The sequence below is a fragment of the Novosphingobium sp. KACC 22771 genome (assembly GCF_028736195.1).
In the GTDB taxonomy this organism is placed as follows: Bacteria; Pseudomonadota; Alphaproteobacteria; order Sphingomonadales; family Sphingomonadaceae; genus Novosphingobium.
Genome location: NZ_CP117881.1, coordinates 1,515,777 through 1,536,723 on the forward strand (window position 1 = coordinate 1,515,777; position 20,947 = coordinate 1,536,723).

Annotated in this window: 20 protein-coding genes; 12 read left to right on the plus strand and 8 right to left on the minus strand. The window is 63.4% G+C overall.

Features of this window, described 5'->3' with window-relative positions:
* Nucleotides 1-55: 55 nt before the first annotated feature.
* The 3 genes from PQ467_RS06965 to PQ467_RS06975 all read left to right on the plus strand — a co-directional run bounded on the left by PQ467_RS06965 (nucleotide 56) and on the right by PQ467_RS06975 (nucleotide 3,519).
* The gene (locus tag PQ467_RS06965) at nucleotides 56-967 is read left to right on the plus strand and encodes a sulfite exporter TauE/SafE family protein (RefSeq protein WP_274175781.1); all 912 of its coding nucleotides are present in this window, start codon (nucleotides 56-58) and stop codon (nucleotides 965-967) included.
* Nucleotides 964-1,731 (plus strand): TIGR02186 family protein, encoded by a 768-nt coding sequence (locus PQ467_RS06970; RefSeq protein WP_274175782.1) that lies wholly within the window; start codon nucleotides 964-966, stop codon nucleotides 1,729-1,731. Before PQ467_RS06965 ends, PQ467_RS06970 begins: the two co-directional genes overlap by 4 nt.
* 99 nt (nucleotides 1,732-1,830) lie before the next feature.
* Entirely contained in the window at nucleotides 1,831-3,519 is a 1,689-nt protein-coding gene (locus PQ467_RS06975) for an ATP-binding protein (protein WP_274176105.1), read from the plus strand.
* Here PQ467_RS06975 and PQ467_RS06980 read toward each other — a convergent pair.
* The 3 genes from PQ467_RS06980 to PQ467_RS06990 are packed head-to-tail and all read right to left on the minus strand — an operon-like array spanning nucleotide 3,516 to nucleotide 8,561.
* Nucleotides 3,516-4,940, minus strand: a complete 1,425-nt coding sequence (locus tag PQ467_RS06980; RefSeq protein WP_274175783.1) for an MATE family efflux transporter — start codon at nucleotides 4,938-4,940, stop codon at nucleotides 3,516-3,518. The genes PQ467_RS06975 and PQ467_RS06980 overlap by 4 nt on opposite strands.
* Nucleotides 4,937-5,680 (minus strand): 7-carboxy-7-deazaguanine synthase QueE, encoded by a 744-nt coding sequence (locus tag PQ467_RS06985; RefSeq protein ID WP_274175784.1) that lies wholly within the window; start codon nucleotides 5,678-5,680, stop codon nucleotides 4,937-4,939. The genes PQ467_RS06980 and PQ467_RS06985 overlap by 4 nt, the downstream gene beginning before the upstream one ends.
* Before the next feature lie 10 nt (nucleotides 5,681-5,690).
* A complete protein-coding gene (locus PQ467_RS06990; RefSeq protein WP_274175785.1) occupies nucleotides 5,691-8,561 on the minus strand; it encodes a valine--tRNA ligase in 2,871 nt (956 codons plus the stop codon).
* A 108-nt stretch (nucleotides 8,562-8,669) separates the two neighbouring features.
* On the opposite strand from PQ467_RS06990, the gene PQ467_RS06995 reads away from it, so the two are divergent.
* From PQ467_RS06995 to PQ467_RS07010, 4 genes are read left to right on the plus strand one after another with little or no spacing between them, the layout of a single operon-like run.
* Nucleotides 8,670-9,809, plus strand: a complete 1,140-nt coding sequence (locus PQ467_RS06995; protein ID WP_443192982.1) for an ABC transporter permease — start codon at nucleotides 8,670-8,672, stop codon at nucleotides 9,807-9,809.
* The gene (locus PQ467_RS07000; protein WP_274175786.1) at nucleotides 9,806-10,624 is read left to right on the plus strand and encodes an ABC transporter ATP-binding protein; all 819 of its coding nucleotides are present in this window, start codon (nucleotides 9,806-9,808) and stop codon (nucleotides 10,622-10,624) included. The genes PQ467_RS06995 and PQ467_RS07000 overlap by 4 nt, the downstream gene beginning before the upstream one ends.
* A gap of 7 nt (nucleotides 10,625-10,631) precedes the next feature.
* Entirely contained in the window at nucleotides 10,632-11,570 is a 939-nt protein-coding gene (locus PQ467_RS07005; RefSeq protein ID WP_274175787.1) for an MlaD family protein, read from the plus strand.
* Nucleotides 11,567-12,145: an ABC-type transport auxiliary lipoprotein family protein gene (locus PQ467_RS07010; RefSeq protein WP_274175788.1), complete on the plus strand. Its 579-nt coding sequence runs from the start codon at nucleotides 11,567-11,569 to the stop codon at nucleotides 12,143-12,145. Before PQ467_RS07005 ends, PQ467_RS07010 begins: the two co-directional genes overlap by 4 nt.
* A 255-nt stretch (nucleotides 12,146-12,400) precedes the next feature.
* Here the strand turns inward: PQ467_RS07010 and PQ467_RS07015 are convergent, their stop codons facing one another.
* The 5 genes from PQ467_RS07015 to PQ467_RS07035 are packed head-to-tail and all read right to left on the minus strand — an operon-like array spanning nucleotide 12,401 to nucleotide 15,903.
* Complete coding sequence (locus PQ467_RS07015; protein WP_274175789.1) at nucleotides 12,401-13,096, minus strand: ATP12 family chaperone protein; 696 nt, start codon at nucleotides 13,094-13,096, stop codon at nucleotides 12,401-12,403.
* On the minus strand, nucleotides 13,096-13,317 hold the full coding sequence (locus tag PQ467_RS07020) for a hypothetical protein (protein WP_274175790.1): 222 nt from the start codon (nucleotides 13,315-13,317) through the stop codon (nucleotides 13,096-13,098). Before PQ467_RS07020 ends, PQ467_RS07015 begins: the two co-directional genes overlap by 1 nt.
* Nucleotides 13,314-13,964 carry an HAD-IA family hydrolase gene (locus PQ467_RS07025; protein ID WP_274175791.1) on the minus strand — a complete coding sequence of 217 codons (651 nt, stop codon included), beginning with the start codon at nucleotides 13,962-13,964 and terminating at the stop codon, nucleotides 13,314-13,316. Before PQ467_RS07025 ends, PQ467_RS07020 begins: the two co-directional genes overlap by 4 nt.
* Nucleotides 13,961-14,560 carry an FMN-binding negative transcriptional regulator gene (locus PQ467_RS07030; RefSeq protein ID WP_274175792.1) on the minus strand — a complete coding sequence of 200 codons (600 nt, stop codon included), beginning with the start codon at nucleotides 14,558-14,560 and terminating at the stop codon, nucleotides 13,961-13,963. Before PQ467_RS07030 ends, PQ467_RS07025 begins: the two co-directional genes overlap by 4 nt.
* The gene (locus tag PQ467_RS07035) at nucleotides 14,560-15,903 is read right to left on the minus strand and encodes an RluA family pseudouridine synthase (protein ID WP_274175793.1); all 1,344 of its coding nucleotides are present in this window, start codon (nucleotides 15,901-15,903) and stop codon (nucleotides 14,560-14,562) included. The genes PQ467_RS07030 and PQ467_RS07035 overlap by 1 nt, the downstream gene beginning before the upstream one ends.
* A 315-nt stretch (nucleotides 15,904-16,218) precedes the next feature.
* Here PQ467_RS07035 and rpsU point away from each other — a divergent pair, with 315 nt between their 5' ends.
* The 5 genes from rpsU (at nucleotide 16,219) to gatB (ending at nucleotide 20,777) form a co-directional block, all read left to right on the plus strand.
* Nucleotides 16,219-16,425: a 30S ribosomal protein S21 gene (rpsU, locus tag PQ467_RS07040; protein ID WP_168603737.1), complete on the plus strand. Its 207-nt coding sequence runs from the start codon at nucleotides 16,219-16,221 to the stop codon at nucleotides 16,423-16,425.
* A gap of 229 nt (nucleotides 16,426-16,654) precedes the next feature.
* The gene (locus PQ467_RS07045; RefSeq protein ID WP_274175794.1) at nucleotides 16,655-17,197 is read left to right on the plus strand and encodes an FKBP-type peptidyl-prolyl cis-trans isomerase; all 543 of its coding nucleotides are present in this window, start codon (nucleotides 16,655-16,657) and stop codon (nucleotides 17,195-17,197) included.
* 139 nt (nucleotides 17,198-17,336) lie between these two features.
* Complete coding sequence (gatC, locus tag PQ467_RS07050; protein ID WP_168603735.1) at nucleotides 17,337-17,639, plus strand: Asp-tRNA(Asn)/Glu-tRNA(Gln) amidotransferase subunit GatC; 303 nt, start codon at nucleotides 17,337-17,339, stop codon at nucleotides 17,637-17,639.
* Nucleotides 17,639-19,120 (plus strand): Asp-tRNA(Asn)/Glu-tRNA(Gln) amidotransferase subunit GatA, encoded by a 1,482-nt coding sequence (gene gatA / locus PQ467_RS07055; protein ID WP_274175795.1) that lies wholly within the window; start codon nucleotides 17,639-17,641, stop codon nucleotides 19,118-19,120. Before gatC ends, gatA begins: the two co-directional genes overlap by 1 nt.
* Before the next feature lie 157 nt (nucleotides 19,121-19,277).
* On the plus strand, nucleotides 19,278-20,777 hold the full coding sequence (gatB, locus tag PQ467_RS07060; protein ID WP_274175796.1) for an Asp-tRNA(Asn)/Glu-tRNA(Gln) amidotransferase subunit GatB: 1,500 nt from the start codon (nucleotides 19,278-19,280) through the stop codon (nucleotides 20,775-20,777).
* Nucleotides 20,778-20,947: the final 170 nt, after the last annotated feature.

Consider the following 20,947-nt stretch of genomic DNA (forward strand, 5'->3'; position numbering starts at 1 on the left):
GGGGGGCTCCGCAGGGCTTTCCCATGCGGGATTCAGTCGCTAGCGTGCAGCGGCTATGGATGTCTATCTTCCCATTGCCAATCTGTCGGTCAACGGCCTGATTATTGTCGGTCTTGGGCTGCTCACGGGCATGCTGTCGGGCATTTTTGGCGTGGGCGGCGGGTTTTTGACCACGCCGCTGCTGATCTTCTACGGCATCCCCCCGACGGTGGCGGCGGCTTCGGCGGCCAGTCAGGTGACCGGCGCCAGCGTGTCCGGCATGCTGGCGCATCATCAGCGCGGCGGCGTGGATTACCGCATGGGGCTGGTGCTGGTGGTGGGCGGCGTGCTGGGCACGGGGCTGGGGGCGCTGCTCTTCAGCCTGCTTCAGGCACTGGGTCAGATCGATACGGTGATCAACCTGCTCTACGTCTCGATGCTGGGCGGGATCGGCGCGATGATGGCGCGCGAAAGCATCCAGACGCTGCGCGCAGGCGGCAGCGGAGCGCGCCCGGCGCGCAAACGGCGGCATCATCCGCTGGTGGCGCGTCTGCCGGGACGGTGGCGCTTCTATCGTTCGGGCCTGTATATTTCGCCGCTGGCGCCGCTGCTGCTGGGCATGTTTACAGGGATCCTGACGATGCTGATGGGGATCGGCGGCGGTTTTGTGCTGGTCCCGGCCATGCTCTACATTCTGGGCATGAGCGCGCAGGTGGTGGTGGGCACCAGCCTGTTTCAGATCCTGTTTGTGACCATGGCCACCACGATGATGCATGCGTTGACCACGCGGGCGGTGGATATTGTGCTGGCCGGGCTGCTGCTGATCGGATCGGTGTCGGGGGCGCAATTGGGCGCGCGATTTGCCACCACGGCAAGCCCGGTCAAGCTGCGTCTGGCGCTGGCGGCCATCGTGCTGGCGGTGGCGGCGCGCATGGCGCTGGGGCTGACCTGGCGGCCGGATGAAATCTTTACGGTGAGCCTGCTGTGAGGCGGCTGTTTGCCCTGATCGCGCTATGGTTCCTGGCGCTTGCCTCTCCGGCCGCCGCTGCAGAGCCGGTGCTGGTCACCGACATTTCCCAACATCGCATTGAGTTGCGACAGGGCTTTACCGGGGCGCAATTGCTGCTGTTTGGCGCGATCATGTCGCCCGATGGGGCAAGCGCAGTGCGCGATTACGATGTGGTCGTGGTGCTCGAAGGCCCCGCGCATCAGATGGTCCTGCGCGAAAAGCGCAAGGTGGCGGGCATGTGGGTCAATGCCGAATATACCACGTTGCGTTCGGTGCCCAGCTTCTATGCCGTGGTGGCCAACCGCCCGATCCGCCAGATCACCGATCCGCGCACGGCGGCGATCTACCAATTGGGTCTCGATTCGCTGCAACTTTCGCCCAGCGACAGTATCGATCCGGCGCGCGAGAGCCATTTTGCCGCAGGCCTTGTCGATCTGATGCAGCGGCAGGGCCTGTTTCATCAGGACGATTCGGGCGTCACCATCAATGGCGGCGTGCTCTATTCGGCCCGCATCAACCTGCCCTCGAGCGTGCAGCCTGGAACCTATACCGCCGAAACCTTTGCCGTGCGCAAGGGGCGGGTGGTGGCCTCGGCCACGGCGCGGGTGGAGGTGGGCAAGCAGGGCTTTGAGAAGGCCGTGGCCGATTTTTCGCAAAAGGAGGCGCTGGCCTATGGCCTGATGGCCGTGGCGGTCTCGGTGGTGATGGGCTGGGTGGCGGGGCGGCTGTTCGCGCTGTTTTAACAGGGCGAAATTAAGCTTAAAATTAACCTCTTTGGCCCTATCTCCAGCGTCAATGACAGGGGTTCGCATCTCGGCAAAGGCCCGATCGGCGTGAATGACATGGCCGATCCCGGCTTGGGTGGCGCCTATGGCGCGCAGGGTACAGGCCATTCGGCGCTGGCCGCGCAAGGCGATTCCTGCGCCAATGCGGCCCAACCGATGGGCGTGGTTCTCGAAATTTCGGGAGCAGGCGGGCTGATCGCGCTCGATCTGCAGCGGCTTTCGGAATGCGCGAGTGATGCGGACCCTTGCGTGGCGCAGTCCGGCCTTGTGGGCAGCCAGATCCGCATTATCGCCGGGCAAACCTGCCTGTTGGCCACCATCCGCGATCAGAAGCAGGGGCGCCGGGGCGATGAGGGCATTGTTGCCCGGGTCGACTTTCTGGGCGAGGGCGCGCTTGATCCGCATAGCGGGGCGCTCGCGAACTTTCGGCGCGGGGTAACGCAATATCCGCTGCCCGGCGCGCTGGTCTATCCGGCCGCAACGCGCGATCTGCGCCATATCTATTCGGGCGACGGGCGCGCGGTGGTGACCGTCGGCAAGGTCCACCCGACCACCACGATCCGCGCCAGCCTCTACATCGATTCGCTGCTGGGCAAGCATTTCGCGCTGCTGGGTTCGACGGGCACAGGCAAATCGACCGCGCTGGCGCTGATCCTGCACCGGATCTGTGAACTGGCGCCTCAGGGCCATATCCTGATGATCGACCCGCATGGCGAATATGCCAGCGCTTTTCGGCAGACGGGGCTGATCCTTGACGTGTCGAACCTGCAATTGCCCTATTGGCTGATGAACTTCGAGGAGCATTGCGAGATCCTCGTGTCCAGCCAGGGCGGGAACCGACAGGTCGATGCCGAAATATTGGGCAAATGCCTGCTGGCGGCGCGGCAAAAGAACCGGCTGGCCGAGGCGTTGGGTGGGCGGATCACGGTCGATTCGCCGGTGCCTTATCTGATCAGCGATCTTCAGGCGATCCTGCATAATGAGATGGGCAAGCTGGAAAAGGCGACCACCACCGCGCCCTATGTCCGCTTAAAGACCCGTATTGACGAATTGCGGGGGGATCCGCGCTTCAACTTCCTGTTTTCGGGCATGCTGGTGGGCGACACGATGGTCGATGTGCTCTCGCGCATGTTCCGCCTGCCCTCGGCGGGGCAGCCGATTGCGATCATCGACGTGTCGGGGGTGCCCTCGGAAGTCACTTCGACGGTGGTGGCGCTGCTCTCGCGGCTGGTGTTCGATTTTTCGATCTGGGCGCGTGAAGAAGACACCCGCCCCATCCTGCTGGTGTGCGAGGAAGCGCATCGCTATGTGCCCAATGAGAAACATGCGGACGGTTCCTCGGTGGGCCGCATCCTGTCGCGCATTGCCAAGGAGGGGCGCAAATATGGCGTTTCGCTGGGGCTTGTCACCCAGCGGCCCTCAGACCTTGCCGAGGGCGTGCTCAGCCAGTGCGGCACGATCCTGTCGATGCGGTTGAACAACGAGCGCGATCAGGCCTTTGTCCGCGCCGCCATGCCCGAGGGGGCGCGCGGCTTTCTCGATGCGATACCGGCCTTGCGGAACCGCGAATGCATCATCTGCGGCGAGGGTGTGGGCATCCCGATGCGCGTATCCTTCGACGATCTGGAGGAATCCAAGCGACCTGCCTCCTCCGATCCGTCCTTCAGCCAGCTATGGCGCCAGAGCGGAGATGATCACCAGATGGTGATGCGCACCGTCCAGCGCTGGCGAACGCAGGGACGTTAAGCCTTGGGCGCGATCTTGCGCCAATTGCCGCGCAGATAGATCGCGCTGGTCATCGCCACGGCCACCACGGCGCTGAACGGATAGGCGTACCAGAGCGCATTGGCCCCAAGATAGGGGAAGGCGGCAAAGTAAAAGCCCACACGCGCCGGATACATGGCCACAAACATCACCAGCAGCGGGATGATGACCGCGCCATAGGCCCGCATCGTCCCGGTCAGGATCATCATGATCCCAAACAGCACGAAGGACACGCTCACGATCGGCTGCATATGCTGGGCAATGGGGATCGAGGGGCTGCCGGGCACAAGGAACATTTTGAGCAGCGGCTCGTCGAAAATCACGATCAGCACGGCAAGCGTCACGGTCACGCTCTCATTCACGATCAGCCCGCGCATAGTTATCTTGCTCACCCGCTTGTGCAGCCCGGCGCCGACATTCTGCGCCACCATCGCCGAAACCGCGCTGGCAATGGCAAAGGCGGGCATTTGCAGATAGTTCCACAATTGCATCGAGGCGCCATAGGCGGCAGCGGTCGCCACCCCCTCGCGATTGACCAGCCCCACCATCACCAGACCGGCCGAGGAAACCAGCAGCATCTGCGCGCCCATGGGCAGGCCCTTGGCGATGATAAAGCGCAGTTCCTCGCCGCGCGGGCGCAGATAGGCCCATTCCTCGCCCCGCAGCCGCAGGGGCAAATCGCGCGCATAAATCCAGCCCAGCATCAGCGCCGCGCCCGCGAAATTGGCCGCCGCCGTCGACCATGCCGAACCCGAAATCCCCATGGCCGGAATAGGCCCAAAGCCGCGGATCAGCAGCGGGTTCATCGTGATGTCGATAATCACCGTCAGGATCATCGCGAAGAGCGGCACCTTGGCATCGCCAACGCCCCGCATGCCCATGGAAAGCATGATCGAAACCGACCCGAAGGGCATCGTGATGAACACCACGCGCAGATAGTCGAGTGCCTCGATCCGGCTGGCCTCGGGCGTGGCCATCAGATGCAGCAGCTTGGGCGCCAGCACCGAGCCGATGATGCCGATCAGCACCGAGAGCGCCACGCAAAAGCCCATGCCCGAGCCGAATGTGATGCGGGCCGCATCCATGTCGCGGGCGCCGAAATATTGCCCCACGCGCACGGTCGTGGCCATGCCAAAGCCAAACACCGTGGCCATCATCAGGAACATGATGATGTTGACATTGGCCGTGGCCGCCAGCGCGCTTTCCCCGATCAGCTTGCCCACCCAGATCGAGTTGATCGTGCCGTTCAGCGTTTGCAGCAGGTTGGAAAGCAGCGTGGGGATCGAAAACAGCAGCAGCGTTTTCAGGATCGGCCCCTGCGTCAGATCGCCCCGCATAGGGGCGGCATGGCCATGGGGTCGCGCATCGGAGGGCGGCGCGGCTTCGGTGACAAATTCGCTCATGTGCCTCTGGTGTCGCCGGAAAGATGAATATGCAAGCGGTCTGTCATCGCATAGCCGCGCAGCAGACAAAGATCAGCAATCCATACCATCCGCGCGCGCAGCGTTTCCGGGTCGCGCCCCTCGGGCATCAAAAAGATCCGCTCGGCGGGCAGGCCATGTTCGGCGGCCAGGGCGGCGACTTCTTCGACATCCTCGGGATTGGCCACAACAAATTTGAAGAAAGCCTTGGGATATTGGGCAAAAAAGCGCAAAGCCTCGGGCCGGATGGCCAGATCGCGCGGGTTGCCCGAATGGCCCAGCTTGGGGCTGACGTTATATTGCGCCACCCGCGCGGCCAAAGCCTCGGAAGGGACGACCGAGCCGTTGGTTTCGATCTCGACCTGATAATCGCCCAGCGCAAAAAGGTGATCCAGCATCCGCTCAAGGGCAGGGGCCTGAAGCAGAGGCTCGCCCCCGGTGATCACGAGTCGGTTTTGACCAAAGGCGTGAACCGCCTCGGCCACCTGCACCTCGTCCCAGACGACCTGATTTTCGGCCCGGTCAAAGGCGATACCGTCCTTGTGGGGCCGGTTGTCGCCTTCAAACCGCCACGTGTAGGCGGTGTCGCACCACGCACATGCCAGATTGCAGCGCGACAGGCGCAGGAAGACGCAGGGGCGCCCGATGGACGCCCCTTCGCCTTGCAGGGCCGCAAAGATTTCCGGTTTTCCCGGCGTGATCGTTGCGAGTGCCAGAGTCATCGGGCCGGCATCATCCCAAACGCGCCAGCGCGGCGGCAAGGCGCGTAGCCTCGGCGCTGTGATGGGCGTGGTCGGCGCGGGCCTTGTCGATGGCTTCAGGCTTGGCCTTTTCGACAAAGGCCGGGTTCGAGAGGCGCTTGTCGAGGCTGTCGCGCTCCTTTTCGGATGCGGCCAGAGCCTTGGCCAGACGCGCCTTTTCCGCGCCCACGTCGATCAGCCCTTCGAGCGGAACGACGATGTTGGCGTCCCCTGCGCCCACCTGCATCGCCGCGCCCGCAGGGGCCGGGGCGAAATGGATGGCATCGAGACGCGCCAGACGGTCGATCGCCACGGGATTGCGGGTGATGATGCCGCGCGTGGCCTCGCTGGGATCGGGCAGATAGGCGGTAAGGCGCGAGCCGGGCGCGAGGCCCAGTTCCACCTTGGCGCCGCGCAAGTTGCCGATCAGCGCGATCAGCCATTCGACCTCGCGCTTGGCCTCGGCGTCCACCTGCGCATCGGGCGCGGGCCATGCCGCCACGATCAGCTCATGCTTGCGCGCGCCCAGCTTGCTCCACAGTTCCTCGGTGACAAAGGGCATGAAGGGGTGGAGCATGACCAGGATCTGATCCAGCACCCAACCGGCGACCGCCTTGGTTTCCTCGTCGAACGAACCCTTGATCAGTTCGATGTACCAGTCGCAGAAGCTGTTCCACACGAATTGATAGATCGTGCCCGCCGCCGCGTCGAAACGCAGCTCTGCCATCGCCTTGTCCAGCGCGGTAACGGTCTCGACCACCTCGCCGATGATCCATTTGTTGACGGCGCTGGTGGCGGCCGGAGCGGTCACCGAGGTGGAGGCCACGATGCCGTTTGATTGGCAGAAACGCGCGGCATTCCAAAGCTTTGTCGCAAAGTTGCGATAACCCTCGACGCGCTTTTCATCCATCTTCACATCGCGGCCCTGCGATTCCATCGCCGCCATGAAGAAGCGCAGCGCGTCCGCGCCATACTGGTCGATCAGGCCCAGAGGATCGACGACATTGCCCTTGGACTTGGACATTTTCGCGCCATCGGCCGCACGCACCAGTCCGTGCAGATAGAGCTTCTTCCACGGCACTTCCTTCATGAAGTGAATGCCCTGCATCGCCATCCGCGCATCCCAGAAGAACAGGATGTCAAAGCCCGACACCAGCAGATCATTGGGATAGTGCTTTTTCAGCAGCGGCGCGTCCTCGTCCGGCCAGCCCAGCGTGGCAAAGGGCCAGAGCGCGGAGGAGAACCAGGTGTCGAGCACGTCTGAGTCGCGCCAAAGTGGAACAAAGCCGCCTACTAAACTCAATCCTCCCGCCGATGCGTCGGGCACAGCTTCAAACTGAGCATCGGATTGGATGCCATCGTAATATTTTCGCGCGAGAACTTGAGCTTCTTCAAAAGTTTCAGCAACAAAAGGAACTTGCACATCATTTACGGAAGGATTGGGGCTGTCGCTGCCGGGCCTCCATGCCACAGGAACTCCGGACTCATCTTTATTGAAGCCATACCACGCTGGAATGCGGTGGCCCCACCAAAGCTGGCGCGAAACACACCACGGCTGGATGTTTTCCATCCAGTTGAAGAAGGTCTTTTCCCAAGTCTTGGGCACGATCTCGATGGCGCCGCTGCGCACCGCCTCAATCGGCTTTTGCGCCAGCACGGCGGCATTCACATACCACTGATCGGTCAGCCACGGCTCGATCACCACGCCGCCGCGGTCGCCATAGGGCGTCTGGATGGTGCGAGGTTCGGCGTCATGCTCGACCTCTTCGCCTTCCTTGTTCTTGGTCACGTGCGGCACCAGCAGGGAGCCCTCGCCATGGGGGGTGGCCTTGAGCCGCGCCACCACCGCCTTGCGCGCGTCAAAGCGCTCCATCCCGATGAACTCATCCGGGATCAGCCCGTCGGCCACCTGCACCACATGGGCATCGGCATCGAGCATGTTGAGCATCTGGTTGGCGGCAATCCCGGCGCGCTTGCCCACTTCAAAGTCGTTGAAGTCATGGCCCGGCGTGATCTTGACCGCGCCCGTGCCCAGCGCCGGATCGGCGTGTTCATCAGGAACAATCTTGATGCGGCGTCCGGTGATGGGAAGGATAACTTCCTTGCCAACAACGCTGGCATAGCGCTCATCCTCGGGATGCACCGCCACGGCCATATCGGCCAGCATGGTTTCGGGCCGCGTGGTGGCCACAACGATATGGTCGCTGCCATCGGCAAGGCGAACGCCGTCTGCCAGCGGATAGCGGAAGCGCCAGAAGTTGCCCTGAACCTCGCGGGTTTCCACCTCAAGGTCGGAAATCGCGGTCTTCAGCTTGGGGTCCCAATTGACCAGCCGCTTGTCGCGATAGATCAGACCCTGATTATAGAGATCGACAAAGACCTTCACCACCGCCTTGGTGAAATGCGGGTCCATTGTGAACTGCTCGCGGCTCCAGTCCATCGAACAGCCCAGACGGCGCAACTGGCCGGTGATGGTGCCGCCGCTCTCGGCCTTCCATTCCCAGACCTTTTCAATAAAGCCTTCGCGCGTGTAATTGGTGCGCTTGTCCTGCCGCGCTTCCATCTGGCGCTCGACCACCATCTGCGTGGCGATGCCGGCATGGTCCGTGCCCACGACCCAGAGCGCATCCTTGCCGCGCAGGCGTTCGTAACGGATCACGATATCCTGAAGCGTATTGTCCAGCGCATGGCCGATATGCAGCGAGCCCGTCACGTTTGGCGGCGGGTTGACGATGGTAAAGGGCGCCGCATCGGGGCGCTCGGGGCGGAACAGGTTGTTCGCCTCCCAATGGCCATACCATTTCGCTTCGATCCCGGCCGGGTCAAAGGTCTTGTCGAGCATGTTGGCGGTTTCTTCGGTCATGTCATTTCCAGCTATTTGGCAGCGGCCTTTGCCAGCATGGCCCCCCTTTCGCAAGGGCGCACCGGCGCGCGAAGGGCTTAAGGGGCGAAACCACCTCTTGCGAGAGGCATGTTTTTCGCCCACAGTGTTGATTACATGGCACCCGATTGCGATTTCCTCTTGGCCACGGATGCCGATGGCAAGTCCACGCTGACCCTGTCAGGCGTGCTGACCATGGCCAGTGTTGGCGCGCTCGATCATGCGATGCGCCGTGAAAAACCGCAATTTTCCCAACTTGATATGGCCGGGATCGAAGAACTCGACACCGCCGGGGCCTGGCTGGTGTGGCGTCTGGCGCGCGATGCCGGGGCGCAGGTGGTGGGGGCGAGCGAAAAGGCCGAGCGGCTGATGGCGGCGGTCAAGGTGTGCAGCGGCGATGCCGCCATCACCCCGCCACGCGCGACGCCCATCATGCGAATCCTGGAAACCGTCGGGCTGGTGATGATCGGCCTGTGGCAGGGTTCGTGCGCGATACTGGCCTTTCTGGGCGCGCTGATTTCCGCGTTGGGCAATGTGATCCGCCATCCCTCGCGCATCCGATGGACCGCGCTGGTGCGCCAGACCGAACTGGTGGGCATTGATGCGCTGGCGATTGTCGGGCTGATGAGCTTTCTGGTCGGTGTGGTGATCGCCCAGCAGGGCGCGGTCCAGCTTCAGCAATTCGGCGCCGAGATCTATACGGTGAACCTGACCGGGCGCATTTCGCTGCGTGAACTGGGCGTGCTGATGACCGCGATCATGGTGGCGGGCCGTTCGGGCAGCGCCTTTGCCGCGCAGATCGGCACGATGAAGCTGACCGAGGAAATCGATGCGATGCGCACGATCGGCGTCTCGCCGATGGAGGCGCTGGTGCTGCCGCGCGTGATGGCGGCGGTGTTCATGATGCCCTTGCTGGGGCTTTATTCCGCTCTGGTTGCCATTATCGGCGGCGCCACGATCAGCGCATTTACACTCGATATTCCCTTCTTCAACTTTCTCTCTCGCATTCAGGAAGTTGTGCCGTTGATCGACCTTTGGGTGGGATTGATCAAGGGGCCGGTGTTCGGCCTGATCGTGGCCATGACGGGCTGTTATCAGGGCATGCAGGTCAAGGGCAGCAGCGAGGAAGTGGGCCTGCGCACCACCCAGGCAGTGGTGCAGGCGATCTTTGCCGTGATCGTGATCGACGCCTTTTTCGCGGTGTTTTTCTCCGAGGTGGGCTGGATATGAGCGATCTGGCGATCCGTATCGAGGGGCTGGAAAACCGCTTTGGCGACCATGCCGTGCATGAGGGGCTCGACCTTGACGTGCGCCGGGGCGAAATCATCGGCGTGGTGGGCGGATCGGGCACGGGCAAATCGGTGCTGATGCGCTCGGTCATCGGGTTGCAGACGCCCAGTCATGGCCGGATCGAGGTGTTGGGCCACGAGATCGGCACGCCCGCCGCCCCCGGCGAGGCCGATATTCGCAGCCGCTGGGGCGTTCTGTTTCAGGGCGGCGCGCTGTTTTCCACGTTGACTGTGGCGGAAAATGTCGAGGTGCCGCTCAAGGAATTCTATCCCGACATGGACCCTGAACTGCGCCACGAAATTGCGCGTTACAAGGTCAGCCTGACGGGATTGCCCGATAATGCGGCGTCGAAATATCCTTCCGAGCTGTCGGGGGGTATGAAGAAGCGGGCCGGTCTTGCGCGTGCATTGGCGCTTGACCCCGAACTGCTGTTTCTGGACGAGCCGACGGCGGGCCTCGACCCCATCGGGGCGGCTGCCTTTGACAGTTTGACGCGCGAATTGCACGAGACCCTGGGGCTGACGGTGTTTCTCATCACCCATGACCTCGACACGCTGCACGAGATTTGCGACCGCGTGGCCGTGCTGGCCGACAAGCGCGTGATCGCGGTGGGCACGATCCCCGAACTGATGGCCAGCGACCATCCGTGGATCCATGAATATTTCGGCGGGCCGCGCGGCCGCTCTGCGCTCTTGTCGCGTGGGGACGGTACGCAGCTCCATGGGCTGGACAGCCCCAACCCGGCAAAGGCATAGTATAGCGATGGAAACACGCGCCAATCATATCTGGGTAGGGGCCGTTACGCTGATCCTGCTGGCGATCGCGGCGGGTTTCGCGCTTTGGCTGGCCCATCTCTCGCGCCACGAACGCAAGGCCTACGACATCTATTTCCGTCAGTCGGTCGATGGTTTGGCCAAGGGGACGCCGGTTAATTACAAGGGCGTGCCGGCCGGACAGATCACGGAAATCGAACTCTCGCCCGAGGATCCCAGCGTGGTGCGCGTGCGCATCGCGATCAATCGCGACATTCCGGTGCTTCAGGGCACGACCGCCACCATTCAGGGCAGCTTTACCGGCGTGTCCACCGTCCAGTTGGCGGGCGGCAAGCCCGGTCAGCCGCCGATCACGGCCGTTGGTCCCGACGGCGCGCCGGTGATCCCGACCAAATTGTCGGGCCTTGGCGATCTGCTGTCCAGCGCGCCGCAATTGCTCGAACGGATCGGCACGTTGACCGACAAGCTGTCCAATCTGCTTTCGGACAAGAACCAGAAGAATATCGAAGGTATTCTGGCCAACACCAATCGCCTGACGTCCAATCTGGCCGACGCCTCGCCGCAGTTGAAGCAGGTGGTGAGCGACCTTGATTCCGCGCTGGTGCAGGCCAAGGATTCGATGGCCGAGTTTCAAAAGCTGACTGCCAATTTCAACAGCCAGTTGGATGAAAACGGCAATTCGGTGGTGGCCCAGTTGAATCAGACGCTGCGTTCGGCGCAGGGGGCGGCCGATGCCCTGAAATCCACGCTGGGTCAGACCGATCCGGCGATCCGCCGCGTGCGCGAGGAAACCTTGCCTCAGGCCGAAAGCGCAGTGCGCGAATTGCGTGCGGCGAGCCGGGCGCTGCGCGAACTGACCGAAAAGATTGACAATCAGGGCGCCGCTGCCGCGCTCTCGCCACCCAAGCTGCCGGAGTATCACCCATGAAGAAGATCGCCGCTCTGATCGGGGTGCTGCTCTTGGCCGGTTGCGTCAAGGTAGGCGCCGGGGGCAAACCACCCCGCCAACTCTTTACCCTGCCGACGGTGGCCGCGCCCGCCGGGGCGCTGGTCACGGCCACGCCGATCACCACGCTGGTCGTGACCGAGCCGGATACCGAGCGCGCTCTTGGCCTGACCCGGATCGCGGTGCGGGTGAATGACAATGCGATCGCCTATATGAAGGAAGGCCTGTGGAGCGAACGCCCCGCGCGCCTGCTGCGCAACCATATCGCCGAGACGATCCGCGCGCGCGGGATGCGCCTCGTGCTGATCGACAGCGAGGATGGGGCGCAGGCCGGACAGCATCTTGGCGGGCGCCTGATCTTCATGGGCTATGATGGCCGCACCCGATCGGCCGTGATCCGTTATGACGCGCTGTTGACCAAGATGGACGGCACGCTGGCCCAGCGCCGGTTCGAGGCGGTGGAAAAAGGCGTTGCGCCCAAGCCGGAGGCTGTGGCCGAGGCGCTGGGGCGGATGTCGGACAAGCTGGCGGCGGAAGTTGCCGATTGGGTTGGGTGAGGCGTTAATATGCCTCCGGCGGGCAAAGGGCGGGGGCCCTTTGCAATCCCGTTATGGGGTGCGTTCAACTCGCTAAGGCGCGTGAGATGTAACGGTTTGAAAGCCTGCGGCGCGGCAAGGTAGCGCTGATGAGTGCCGCAGGCTTTAAATTTCAAGCGTCGCGTCCGATACCCATTGGTCGCCACCATAGCGCAACATCGACAGTATTGGGATTGCAAAGGGACAAGTCCCTTTGCCCGCCGGAGGCCAATTTTCCTACCCCCTAACCATCCCAACAAATTCCGCCGATAGCGCAAAGGCCTTCGCCCGCTTCTCGCGCCGCTCTTCGGCCTCCCAATCACGGCCCCAGAGATCGGCCTGCCACTCTTCCTCAAGGCTGGCGGCGGCCCAGAGCGCGGCAATATCCGCCCCCGGCTCAAGTGCCTCCAGCGCGATCAGCAGCGATGCCGCCAGACTGGCCATGTTGCGCAGGGCGGCCAGCGTGAAGGCATCCATGCTTTCCAGCCGCGCGCGCAAAGCGGCGAGGCTTTCGGCGGGCTGGGGCTTGTGCATGATGCCGCTGACGCGCTGCATGCGGATGCCGTGGTGCGCTTCGGCGGTGGCCAGAATCGGCTCCCACACTTCGTTTTGCCGTTCGAACAGGGCGTCCTCGGGATCGGCGCGATAGCACAGCGTATCCGTTTCGGCATAGGGCAGCAGGGCAGCGATGGCCTCGGCCCGCTCACGCCCGACCACGTCCAGCGCATAATCGGCCATATCGCGCAAAACGAAACGGGTGGGGTCGATTTCCTCGCCCTGCGCCGCCCATTCGGCGGCCAGCGCCTCGGCCAGCGCCTTGGTAGGCACCTTTTGCGGCTGTCCGCCCACGGTCCGAATCGCGCGCCCGTCCAGTGTCACCTGCCACGCATCATCCTGACCCGTGACCGATACTTCCTTGTAAAACCGCTTCATTACGCCCCGTCTTGCTTCTTCCAACGCTTCACCAACCGGCTGGGGAAGATCAGCGCGTAATAGATCCCGCCCAGCAGCACCAGCAGGCCGACCAGACGCGGCAGGTCAACCTTGCCCGCCATGATCGCCGCACCCACCAGCGCCACCAGCACGCCGACAAAGCGCACCACCGTCAGCCGCTTGAACCGCGCCTTGGCCAGCGTTTCGGCGTCCATGCTCATCCTAATAGCTCCCGCAAGTGTTCCGGATCGCGCGCGACCGCATCGGCGCCCGCCGCCATCAACTGCGCCTCGCTGTGATAGCCCCACGCCACGCCCAGCGCCCGCACGCCTGCGCTGCGCGCCATGGCCATGTCAAAGCTGGTGTCGCCGATCATCACGCTGTCCTGCGGCATGGCGGCTGCCTCGAATAGGGCGGCCTCCAGCATGGCGGGATGGGGCTTGGAGGGATGGCGGTCGGCGGTCTGCAGCGAGACGAAATGGTCGGACAGCCCATGCATCGCAAGACAATGCGTCAGCCCGCGATCGCTCTTGCCCGTGGCCACCGCCATGACCCAGCCATCCGCCCGCAACCCATCAAGCAGAGCGCGAATGCCGTCATACAAAGGCTCGCCGATCCGCCCCTGATCGCGAGCGCTGCGATAGGCGTATTTATATTCCTCCACCAAGGCAGCCTGCTGCTCGGTCTCAAGATCGGGGCGCAGGCGGCGCATGGCCACCGGCAGGCTGAGCCCGACGATCTGGCGCACAGCCTCGCGCGAGGGGGGCGTCAGGCTCTGCGCGCGGAAGGCAGCGACCATGGCGGCCTGAATGTCATGCTGGCCATCGACCAGTGTGCCGTCGCAATCGAATACCGCCAGACGCGTCATACCAGCCCCCGCATCATGGCTGCCATCGCATGGCTCCCGGCCTCTTCCAGTCCGGCGGCGACCTGTCCGCGCAGATCCGCGCTCTTGTTCTGAGAGAGCTTGAAGGTCGGGCGCCATGCCTGCACCTCCATCTCAAAGCCGACAATCGCGCCCATCAGCTTGTCGATATAGGCCGGATCGGCTTTCGCCATCGTCCATGCGGGCGGCGGCAATTTGGCCTCCTCCTGCGCCGAGAGCGCCGCCAACTGGCCATAAAGACCATCGTGGTCCATCCGGCGCACGGGCCCTTCCATTTCCAGCGCGACATAATTCCATGTCGGCACCTGATTCGGATCCTCGCCGTACCAGCGCGGCGAGACATAGGCGTCCGGCCCGTTGACCACCGCCAGCGCCACCATCCCGTTGAGATGCCGCGCCAGCGCGTTGCCCCGCGCCAGATGGAACTGCACCGAGCCATCGCCGGTGGACACCAGCGGCACATGCGCCACGCGCGGCCCATCCGGCGTGGTGGCGAACACCATGCCAAAGCCGATTTCGTGGATCAGACGTTCAAACAGCGCGCGATCGTCGTGACGAAAGGCCGGATTGGGGTGCATTAACGCTGGCCCCGGGGTGCGGGCGGACGGCCAGCAGGACGCCCGACGGGTTTACCGGCAGGCCGACCCGCAGGCTTCCCCGCAGGCTTTGCTGCTGGTTTGCCAACCGGGCGCGGGCCGGTCGGCTTGGCGCTCGGCTTGCTGCCCAGACCCTTCTTCGGGCCGGATTTGCGCGGAGCTTCGGCGCGGGCGCCGGGGCCTTTGCGGGTGTCGCTCTTGCGCGAATCGTTGCGCGTGCGGCCCGTTTCTGCGCGACCGCGGCGTTCGCCCTTGCGCTCCTTGCGGTAATCCTTGGCATGGGCCTTGGCGGCTGCCTTCTTTTCCTCGCGTCCCCATTCGCCGGTGGGATCGGGGATATATTCGCCCTCGGATTCCTCAAAACCCAATTGCGCAAGGCTGGCCGCCATATGATCGGGCAGGGGCGCCTCGACGTCCAGCGGCGTGCCGTCGGGATGCTCGATGATCAGGCGGCGGGCGTGCAGATGCAGCTTGCGGCTGATGCTGCCCGAGAGGAAAGCATCGGGGCCGCCGTATTTGCCATCGCCCACAATCGGATGGCCGATCGCGGCCATATGCACGCGCAACTGATGGGTGCGCCCCGTCAGCGGTTGCAGCTCGACCCAGCAGCAGCGGTTGCCCGCGCGGTCGATCACGCGATAGCGGCTTTTCGAAGGCTGGCCATGTTCGGATTGATCGACCATCATCTTTTCGCCGCCCGACCCGGGCTGCTTGGCCAGAGGCAGGTCGATCAGCCCTTCGTCGATCGAGGGCACGCCCACCACCAGCGCCCAATAGACCTTCTTGGCCGTGCGCCCGGAAAAGCGCTTGGAGAAGAAAGCCGCGCTGCCCGGCGTGGCGGCGACCAGCAGCACGCCCGACGTATCCTTGTCCAGACGGTGGACAAGGCGCGGACGGGGGCCGCCATTGGCATAGGCGTCGAGCAGGCCGTCGACATGTTCGAACGTGCCGCTGCCGCCCTGCGTGGCCAGGCCGGGGGGTTTGTTGATGACGATGGCCGAGGGGTCGCGGTGGAGCACGATGGAATCGGCCAGTTCGAGCTGCGCTTCGGTCAACGGCTTGCGGGCGCGCACGCCTTTGCCGCCGCCGATGCCGACAATGCTGTCGCCCGGCGGCACGCGCAGGGTCTGGCCCTTGGCCACGCGGTCTTCGGGGGCGGCGCGCTTGCCGTCGATGCGGATCTGGCCAGTGCGGGCCCAGCGGCTGATCGTGGCAAAGCCGATCTGGGGCAGGTGGCGCTTGAACCAGCGGTCCAGACGAATGCCGTCGTCATCGCGACCGACGACAAATTGGCGCACCTGATTGGAAGAAGTTTCATGATTCATAGGCCGCCCCTAGCTTATGGCGGGCCTTGCGTATAGCCCGGGGCACCCGCGCGGATGGCGCGCGGGGCATAAAATAGGGGTGGGGTGTTGTCATCGCGCCGTTTTTGGGCTTTAGAGCCGCTCCGCGCCGTGGTTGGCGAGTCAGGTTTTGGTTGATCGCAGCTTGCCTTTGACCCGCGACTCTGCTAGCGGGCCGCAAATCCAGCCGACCCCACAGGGATTCGGCGCAAGTTTCGTTGCAATCCCTTGGGTGAACCCCCGCTCGATCGAGATGGGTGGGGCTCTGGCCGACAGATATTTGAGGTGGTTCTTTTTATGCAGATTCTCGTCCGCGAAAACAATGTCGATCAGGCCCTGCGCGCTCTCAAGAAGAAGCTGCAGCGCGAGGGGGTGTACCGCGAGATGAAGCTGCGTCGCCACTATGAAAAGCCCTCGGAAAAGCGTGCTCGCGAAAAGGCCGCCGCTGTGCGCCGCGCCCGCAAGCTGGAGCGCAAGCGCGCCGAGCGTGACGGCGCCAAGTAAGCGCCTTTCGGTCTGAGTTTCAGGCCGAATCAAAAGCCCGCTGACCCGGCTGTCTGAAAAGGCGGCCATGGTCGGCGGGCTTTTTGCTGTGTGCCGTCTGGGCACCTCGGGGCAAATTCATGGTCTTTAAGACCTGTGTTGCGCTTGCACAGTCCCGGGCGCGGCTGTAGGGAGGCGGCCAAGAGTTGGGCCGTATCCGGCCATTGATCGCATAGGACAGGATTGCACCATGACCGAGATCACCCGCGTTCCCCTTCAGCCGCTGAGCAAGGGTTCGGTTTCGAAAATCTGGCTTGGCACGCTGGTGGCCGCGCTGGTGGGTGGGGTGGTGGCCGTGGCCGCACAGCCCCCGCTGGTGGGCGTCAAGACGCTCAAGGCCGGTGAAGGGCCGAACCCGACCGTGGCTGATCTGGTGATGGTCAACTATGTCGGCAAGCTGGATAACGGCACCGTGTTCGACCAGAACAAGAATGTCGTGATGCAGATGCAGGGCACGATCCCCGGTTTCGCCAAGGCGCTGGCCCAGACGCAGCGCGGCGGCAAGTATCTGGTCAAGATCCCCGCCAAGCTCGCCTATGGCGACAAGGCCGCCGGGCCGATCCCGGCCAATTCGAACCTGACGTTTGAATTGGAAGTGATCGATTTCCGCAACCGGGCCGAACTGGAAATGCAGCAACGCATGATGGAGCGCATGATGCAATCGCGCGGCGGGGCCGGTGCCCCTGCTCCTCAGGGCGCTGAAGCTCCCGTGGCTCCGGGCGGCGCGGAATAATCCCGCTTGCTTGAAGCGCCGCCTTTGCGGTGCTAGCGAAGATAAGGCGCGAGGGGCGGGTGCCACAGGTGGCAGGCTGCCCCTCGCTTTGTTTGTGGGCCGGGATTTCCGGCTTGGTTTTAATGGCAAAGGTTGTTGCATGTCGGTCGATACCGCCACAGTGGCCCGGATCGCCAGTCTTGCCCGCATCAAGGTGAGCGAAGGCGAGTTGGAAGCGATGGTTCCTGAACTCAACGGCATCCTCAATTGGGTGGAACAATTGGGCGAGGTGAATGTCGAAGGGGTTGAGCCGATGACGGCGGTGATCCCGAACACTCTGCGTCTGCGCGCGGATGTGGTGAATGCCGATCCGCTGACGGGCGGCGGGATTCGCGATGCGGTGCTGGCCAATGCGCCCGCCGCCGAGCATGGATTTTTCGGCGTGCCCAAGGTGATTGAATAATGAGCGAATTGACCGATCTGGGCCTGATCGCGATCCGCGATGGCGTGGCCAAGGGCGAATTTACCGCCGTTGAAGTGGCGCAGGCGTTTAACGCTGCCGTGGCTGATGCGCAGGAAGCGCTGAACGCCTTCATCGTGACCACGCCCGAAGCGGCGCTGAGCGCGGCGGAAAAGGTCGATGCAGACCGTGCGGCGGGCAAGGAACTGGGCAAGCTGGCGGGCGTGCCCATCGGCATGAAGGACCTGTTCGCCACCAAGGGCGTGCAGACCTCTGCCGCTTCGAAGATTCTTGAAGGCTTCAAGCCGCAGTACGAATCGACCGTCTCGCAAAAGCTGTGGGATGCGGGCGCGGGCATGTTGGGCAAGCTCAACCTCGACCAGTTCGCCATGGGTTCGAGCAATGAGAGCAGCGCCTTTGGCCCCGCGATCAGCCCCTGGCGCCGCAAGGGCGACACGGCGGCGCTGACGGCGGGCGGTTCGTCGGGCGGTTCCTCGGCGGCGGTGGCGGCGCGCATTGTGCCCGCCGCGACCGGCACAGACACCGGCGGCTCGATCCGTCAGCCTGCGGCCTTCACCGGCATTTCGGGCATCAAGCCGACCTATGGCCGCTGCTCGCGCTGGGGCATCGTGGCTTTTGCGTCCTCGCTCGATCAGGCGGGGCCGATGGCGCATGACGTGGCCGATTGTGCGCTGATGCTCGAAGCCATGGCCGGGTTCGATCCCAAGGATGCGACCTCGCTGGACATGCCGGTGCCCGATTGGTCGGCGCTGCTGAACGCGGATCTCAAGGGCAAGAAGGTCGGTATTCCGCGTGAATATCGCATCGAGGGCCTGAACGCCGATGTGGCCAAGGCTTGGGACGATGGCATTGCGTGGCTGAAGGATGCCGGGGCCGAGGTGGTGGACATCTCGTTGCCGCATTCGAAATATGCGCTGGCGACCTATTACATCATCGCCCCTGCCGAGGCTTCGTCCAACCTCGCGCGTTATGATGGCGTGCGTTATGGTCTGCGCGATCTGCCCGATGGCGCGAACCTTCAGGACATGTACGCCGCCACCCGCGCCGCCGGTTTCGGGGCCGAGGTCAAGCGCCGCATCCTGATCGGCACCTATGTGTTGTCGGCCGGTTTCTATGACGCCTATTACACGCAGGCGCAGAAGGTCCGCACGCTCATCTCGCGCGATTTTGAAGAAGCCTTCAAGCAGTGCGACGTGATCCTTGCGCCGACCGCGCCGACGCCTGCCTTTGCGCTGGGCGAAAAGAGCAATCCGCTTGATCTCTATCTGGGCGATGTGTTCTCGGTGCCGGCCTCGCTGGCGGGCCTGCCCGCGATGAGCGTGCCTGCCGGGTTGAGCAGCGATGGTCTGCCGCTGGGCTTGCAGATCATCGGGCGGCCTTTCGATGAGCAGGGCGTGCTGAACGCAGGTCTTGCGATCGAACAGCGGGCGCAGTTCTCGGCCAAGCCGGAGAAGTGGTGGTGAATTGGCTCGGCGAGATGATTGCCCAATGGCTGGGTGAGAGTCTCGTCGATGGCATCAGTGGGGCGTTCAGGCGGAGCAAGCCTTACACGCTCAACCACAAGAGACAGAAAATTCTGGAGCGGCGCGCCAAGCACCGCGCGAACAGGCGAAAAAGCAAATGAGCACCTATCGCATTCAGGGCGCAACGGGCGAATGGGAGGTCGTGATCGGCCTTGAAGTCCATGCGCAGGTCACCAGCAACGCCAAGCTGTTTTCGGGCAGCGCCACGGCCTTTGGCGCCGAGCCGAACAGCCAGGTATCCTTGGTGGACGCGGCGATGCCCGGCATGTTGCCCGTGCCGAATATGGAATGCATCCGTCAGGCGGTGCGCACCGGCATGGCGATTGAGGCGGCGATCAACAAATGGTCGCGCTTTGACCGCAAGAACTACTTCTATGCCGATCTTCCGCAGGGCTATCAGATCAGCCAGCTCTATCACCCACTGGTGGGCGAGGGATCGCTGACCATTGAGGCGGATGAGAAGGCGGGCATTCCCGAGCCCAAGGTCATCGGCATCGAGCGCATCCATGTCGAGCAGGACGCGGGCAAGCTGATGCACGATCAGCACCCGACCATGTCCTATGTCGACCTGAACCGCAGCGGCGTGGCGCTGATGGAAATCGTCAGCCGCCCCGATATGCGTTCGCCCGCCGAAGCAGGGGCTTACCTGTCAAAGCTGCGCCAGATTGTCCGCTATGTCGGTTCGTGCGACGGCAATATGGATCAGGGCTCGATGCGCGCCGACGTCAACGTCTCGGTGCGCCGTCCGGGCGATGAATTCGGCACGCGCACCGAAACGAAGAACGTCAATTCGGTGCGCTTCGTGATGGCCGTGGTGGAATCGGAAGCCAGGCGTCAGGTTGCGCTGATCGAGGACGGGGGCAAGGTGGTGCAGGAAACGCGCCTTTATGACCCGGACAAGAACGAGACGCGGTCGATGCGCTCGAAGGAAGATGCGCATGACTATCGCTACTTCCCTGATCCCGACCTGTTGCCGCTGGTGCTCGACGATGCCTTCCTAGAGGAATGTCGCGCGTCGCTGCCCGAACTGCCCGATGCCAAGCGCGCGCGTTATGTCGATGGGCTGGGCCTGTCGGCCTATAATGCGGGCGTGCTGACCAATGACGTCGATACGGCGCGTTGGTTTGAGGCGCTGCTGGCGGCCACGGCTTCGGCGCAGAACAAGCCTGAGGCCGATGTCGCCAAGCAGGCGGCGAACTGGTTGCTGTCGGAATTCTTCGGAGCTTTGAACAAGCTGGGCAAGGATCTGTCCTCCAGCCCGATCAGCCCCGAAGGCGCGGCGGAACTGCTCGCGCTGGTCGGCAATGGCACGATTTCCGGCTCCATCGCCAAGCAGGTGCTGGAAAAGATGCTGGAAACGGGCGACGCGGCGGGCGTGATCGTCGAGCGTGAAGGGCTCAAGCAGAACTCCGACACCGGCGCGATCGAGGCGGTGATCGCCGAAATCCTGACCAAGAATGCCGACAAGGTCGAGCAGTATCGCGGCGGCAAGGAGGCCCTGTTCGGCTTCTTCGTCGGCCAGACCATGAAGGCGATGCAGGGCAAGGCCAATCCGCAGATCATCAATGAGCTGTTGAAGAAGGCTTTGGCTGGGTAAAATAAAGGGATGCCTCCGGCGGGTTAAGGGCGAAAGCCCTTAACAATCCCGATACTGTAGGCGTTGCGCTGGGGGCTGGTCGAAGTGAACCTGCGCAACGTTTGGATTTTGAAAGCCTGCGGCGCCGATTGACCAGCGCCGCAGGCTTTTTTTTAATCAACTTGTGTTTC

Coding starts and splice junctions, on each gene's coding strand:
- PQ467_RS06965 (WP_274175781.1), top strand. CDS start 56: ATGGATGTCTATCTTCCCATTGCCAATCTGTCGGTCAACGGCCTGATT.
- PQ467_RS06975 (WP_274176105.1), top strand. CDS start 1,831: ATGGCCGATCCCGGCTTGGGTGGCGCCTATGGCGCGCAGGGTACAGGC.
- PQ467_RS06980 (WP_274175783.1), bottom strand. CDS start 4,940: ATGAGCGAATTTGTCACCGAAGCCGCGCCGCCCTCCGATGCGCGACCC.
- PQ467_RS06985 (WP_274175784.1), bottom strand. CDS start 5,680: ATGACTCTGGCACTCGCAACGATCACGCCGGGAAAACCGGAAATCTTT.
- PQ467_RS06990 (WP_274175785.1), bottom strand. CDS start 8,561: ATGACCGAAGAAACCGCCAACATGCTCGACAAGACCTTTGACCCGGCC.
- PQ467_RS06995 (WP_443192982.1), top strand. CDS start 8,670: ATGTTTTTCGCCCACAGTGTTGATTACATGGCACCCGATTGCGATTTC.
- PQ467_RS07000 (WP_274175786.1), top strand. CDS start 9,806: ATGAGCGATCTGGCGATCCGTATCGAGGGGCTGGAAAACCGCTTTGGC.
- PQ467_RS07005 (WP_274175787.1), top strand. CDS start 10,632: ATGGAAACACGCGCCAATCATATCTGGGTAGGGGCCGTTACGCTGATC.
- PQ467_RS07010 (WP_274175788.1), top strand. CDS start 11,567: ATGAAGAAGATCGCCGCTCTGATCGGGGTGCTGCTCTTGGCCGGTTGC.
- PQ467_RS07015 (WP_274175789.1), bottom strand. CDS start 13,096: ATGAAGCGGTTTTACAAGGAAGTATCGGTCACGGGTCAGGATGATGCG.
- PQ467_RS07020 (WP_274175790.1), bottom strand. CDS start 13,317: ATGAGCATGGACGCCGAAACGCTGGCCAAGGCGCGGTTCAAGCGGCTG.
- PQ467_RS07025 (WP_274175791.1), bottom strand. CDS start 13,964: ATGACGCGTCTGGCGGTATTCGATTGCGACGGCACACTGGTCGATGGC.
- PQ467_RS07030 (WP_274175792.1), bottom strand. CDS start 14,560: ATGCACCCCAATCCGGCCTTTCGTCACGACGATCGCGCGCTGTTTGAA.
- PQ467_RS07035 (WP_274175793.1), bottom strand. CDS start 15,903: ATGAATCATGAAACTTCTTCCAATCAGGTGCGCCAATTTGTCGTCGGT.
- rpsU (WP_168603737.1), top strand. CDS start 16,219: ATGCAGATTCTCGTCCGCGAAAACAATGTCGATCAGGCCCTGCGCGCT.
- PQ467_RS07045 (WP_274175794.1), top strand. CDS start 16,655: ATGACCGAGATCACCCGCGTTCCCCTTCAGCCGCTGAGCAAGGGTTCG.
- gatC (WP_168603735.1), top strand. CDS start 17,337: ATGTCGGTCGATACCGCCACAGTGGCCCGGATCGCCAGTCTTGCCCGC.
- gatA (WP_274175795.1), top strand. CDS start 17,639: ATGAGCGAATTGACCGATCTGGGCCTGATCGCGATCCGCGATGGCGTG.
- gatB (WP_274175796.1), top strand. CDS start 19,278: ATGAGCACCTATCGCATTCAGGGCGCAACGGGCGAATGGGAGGTCGTG.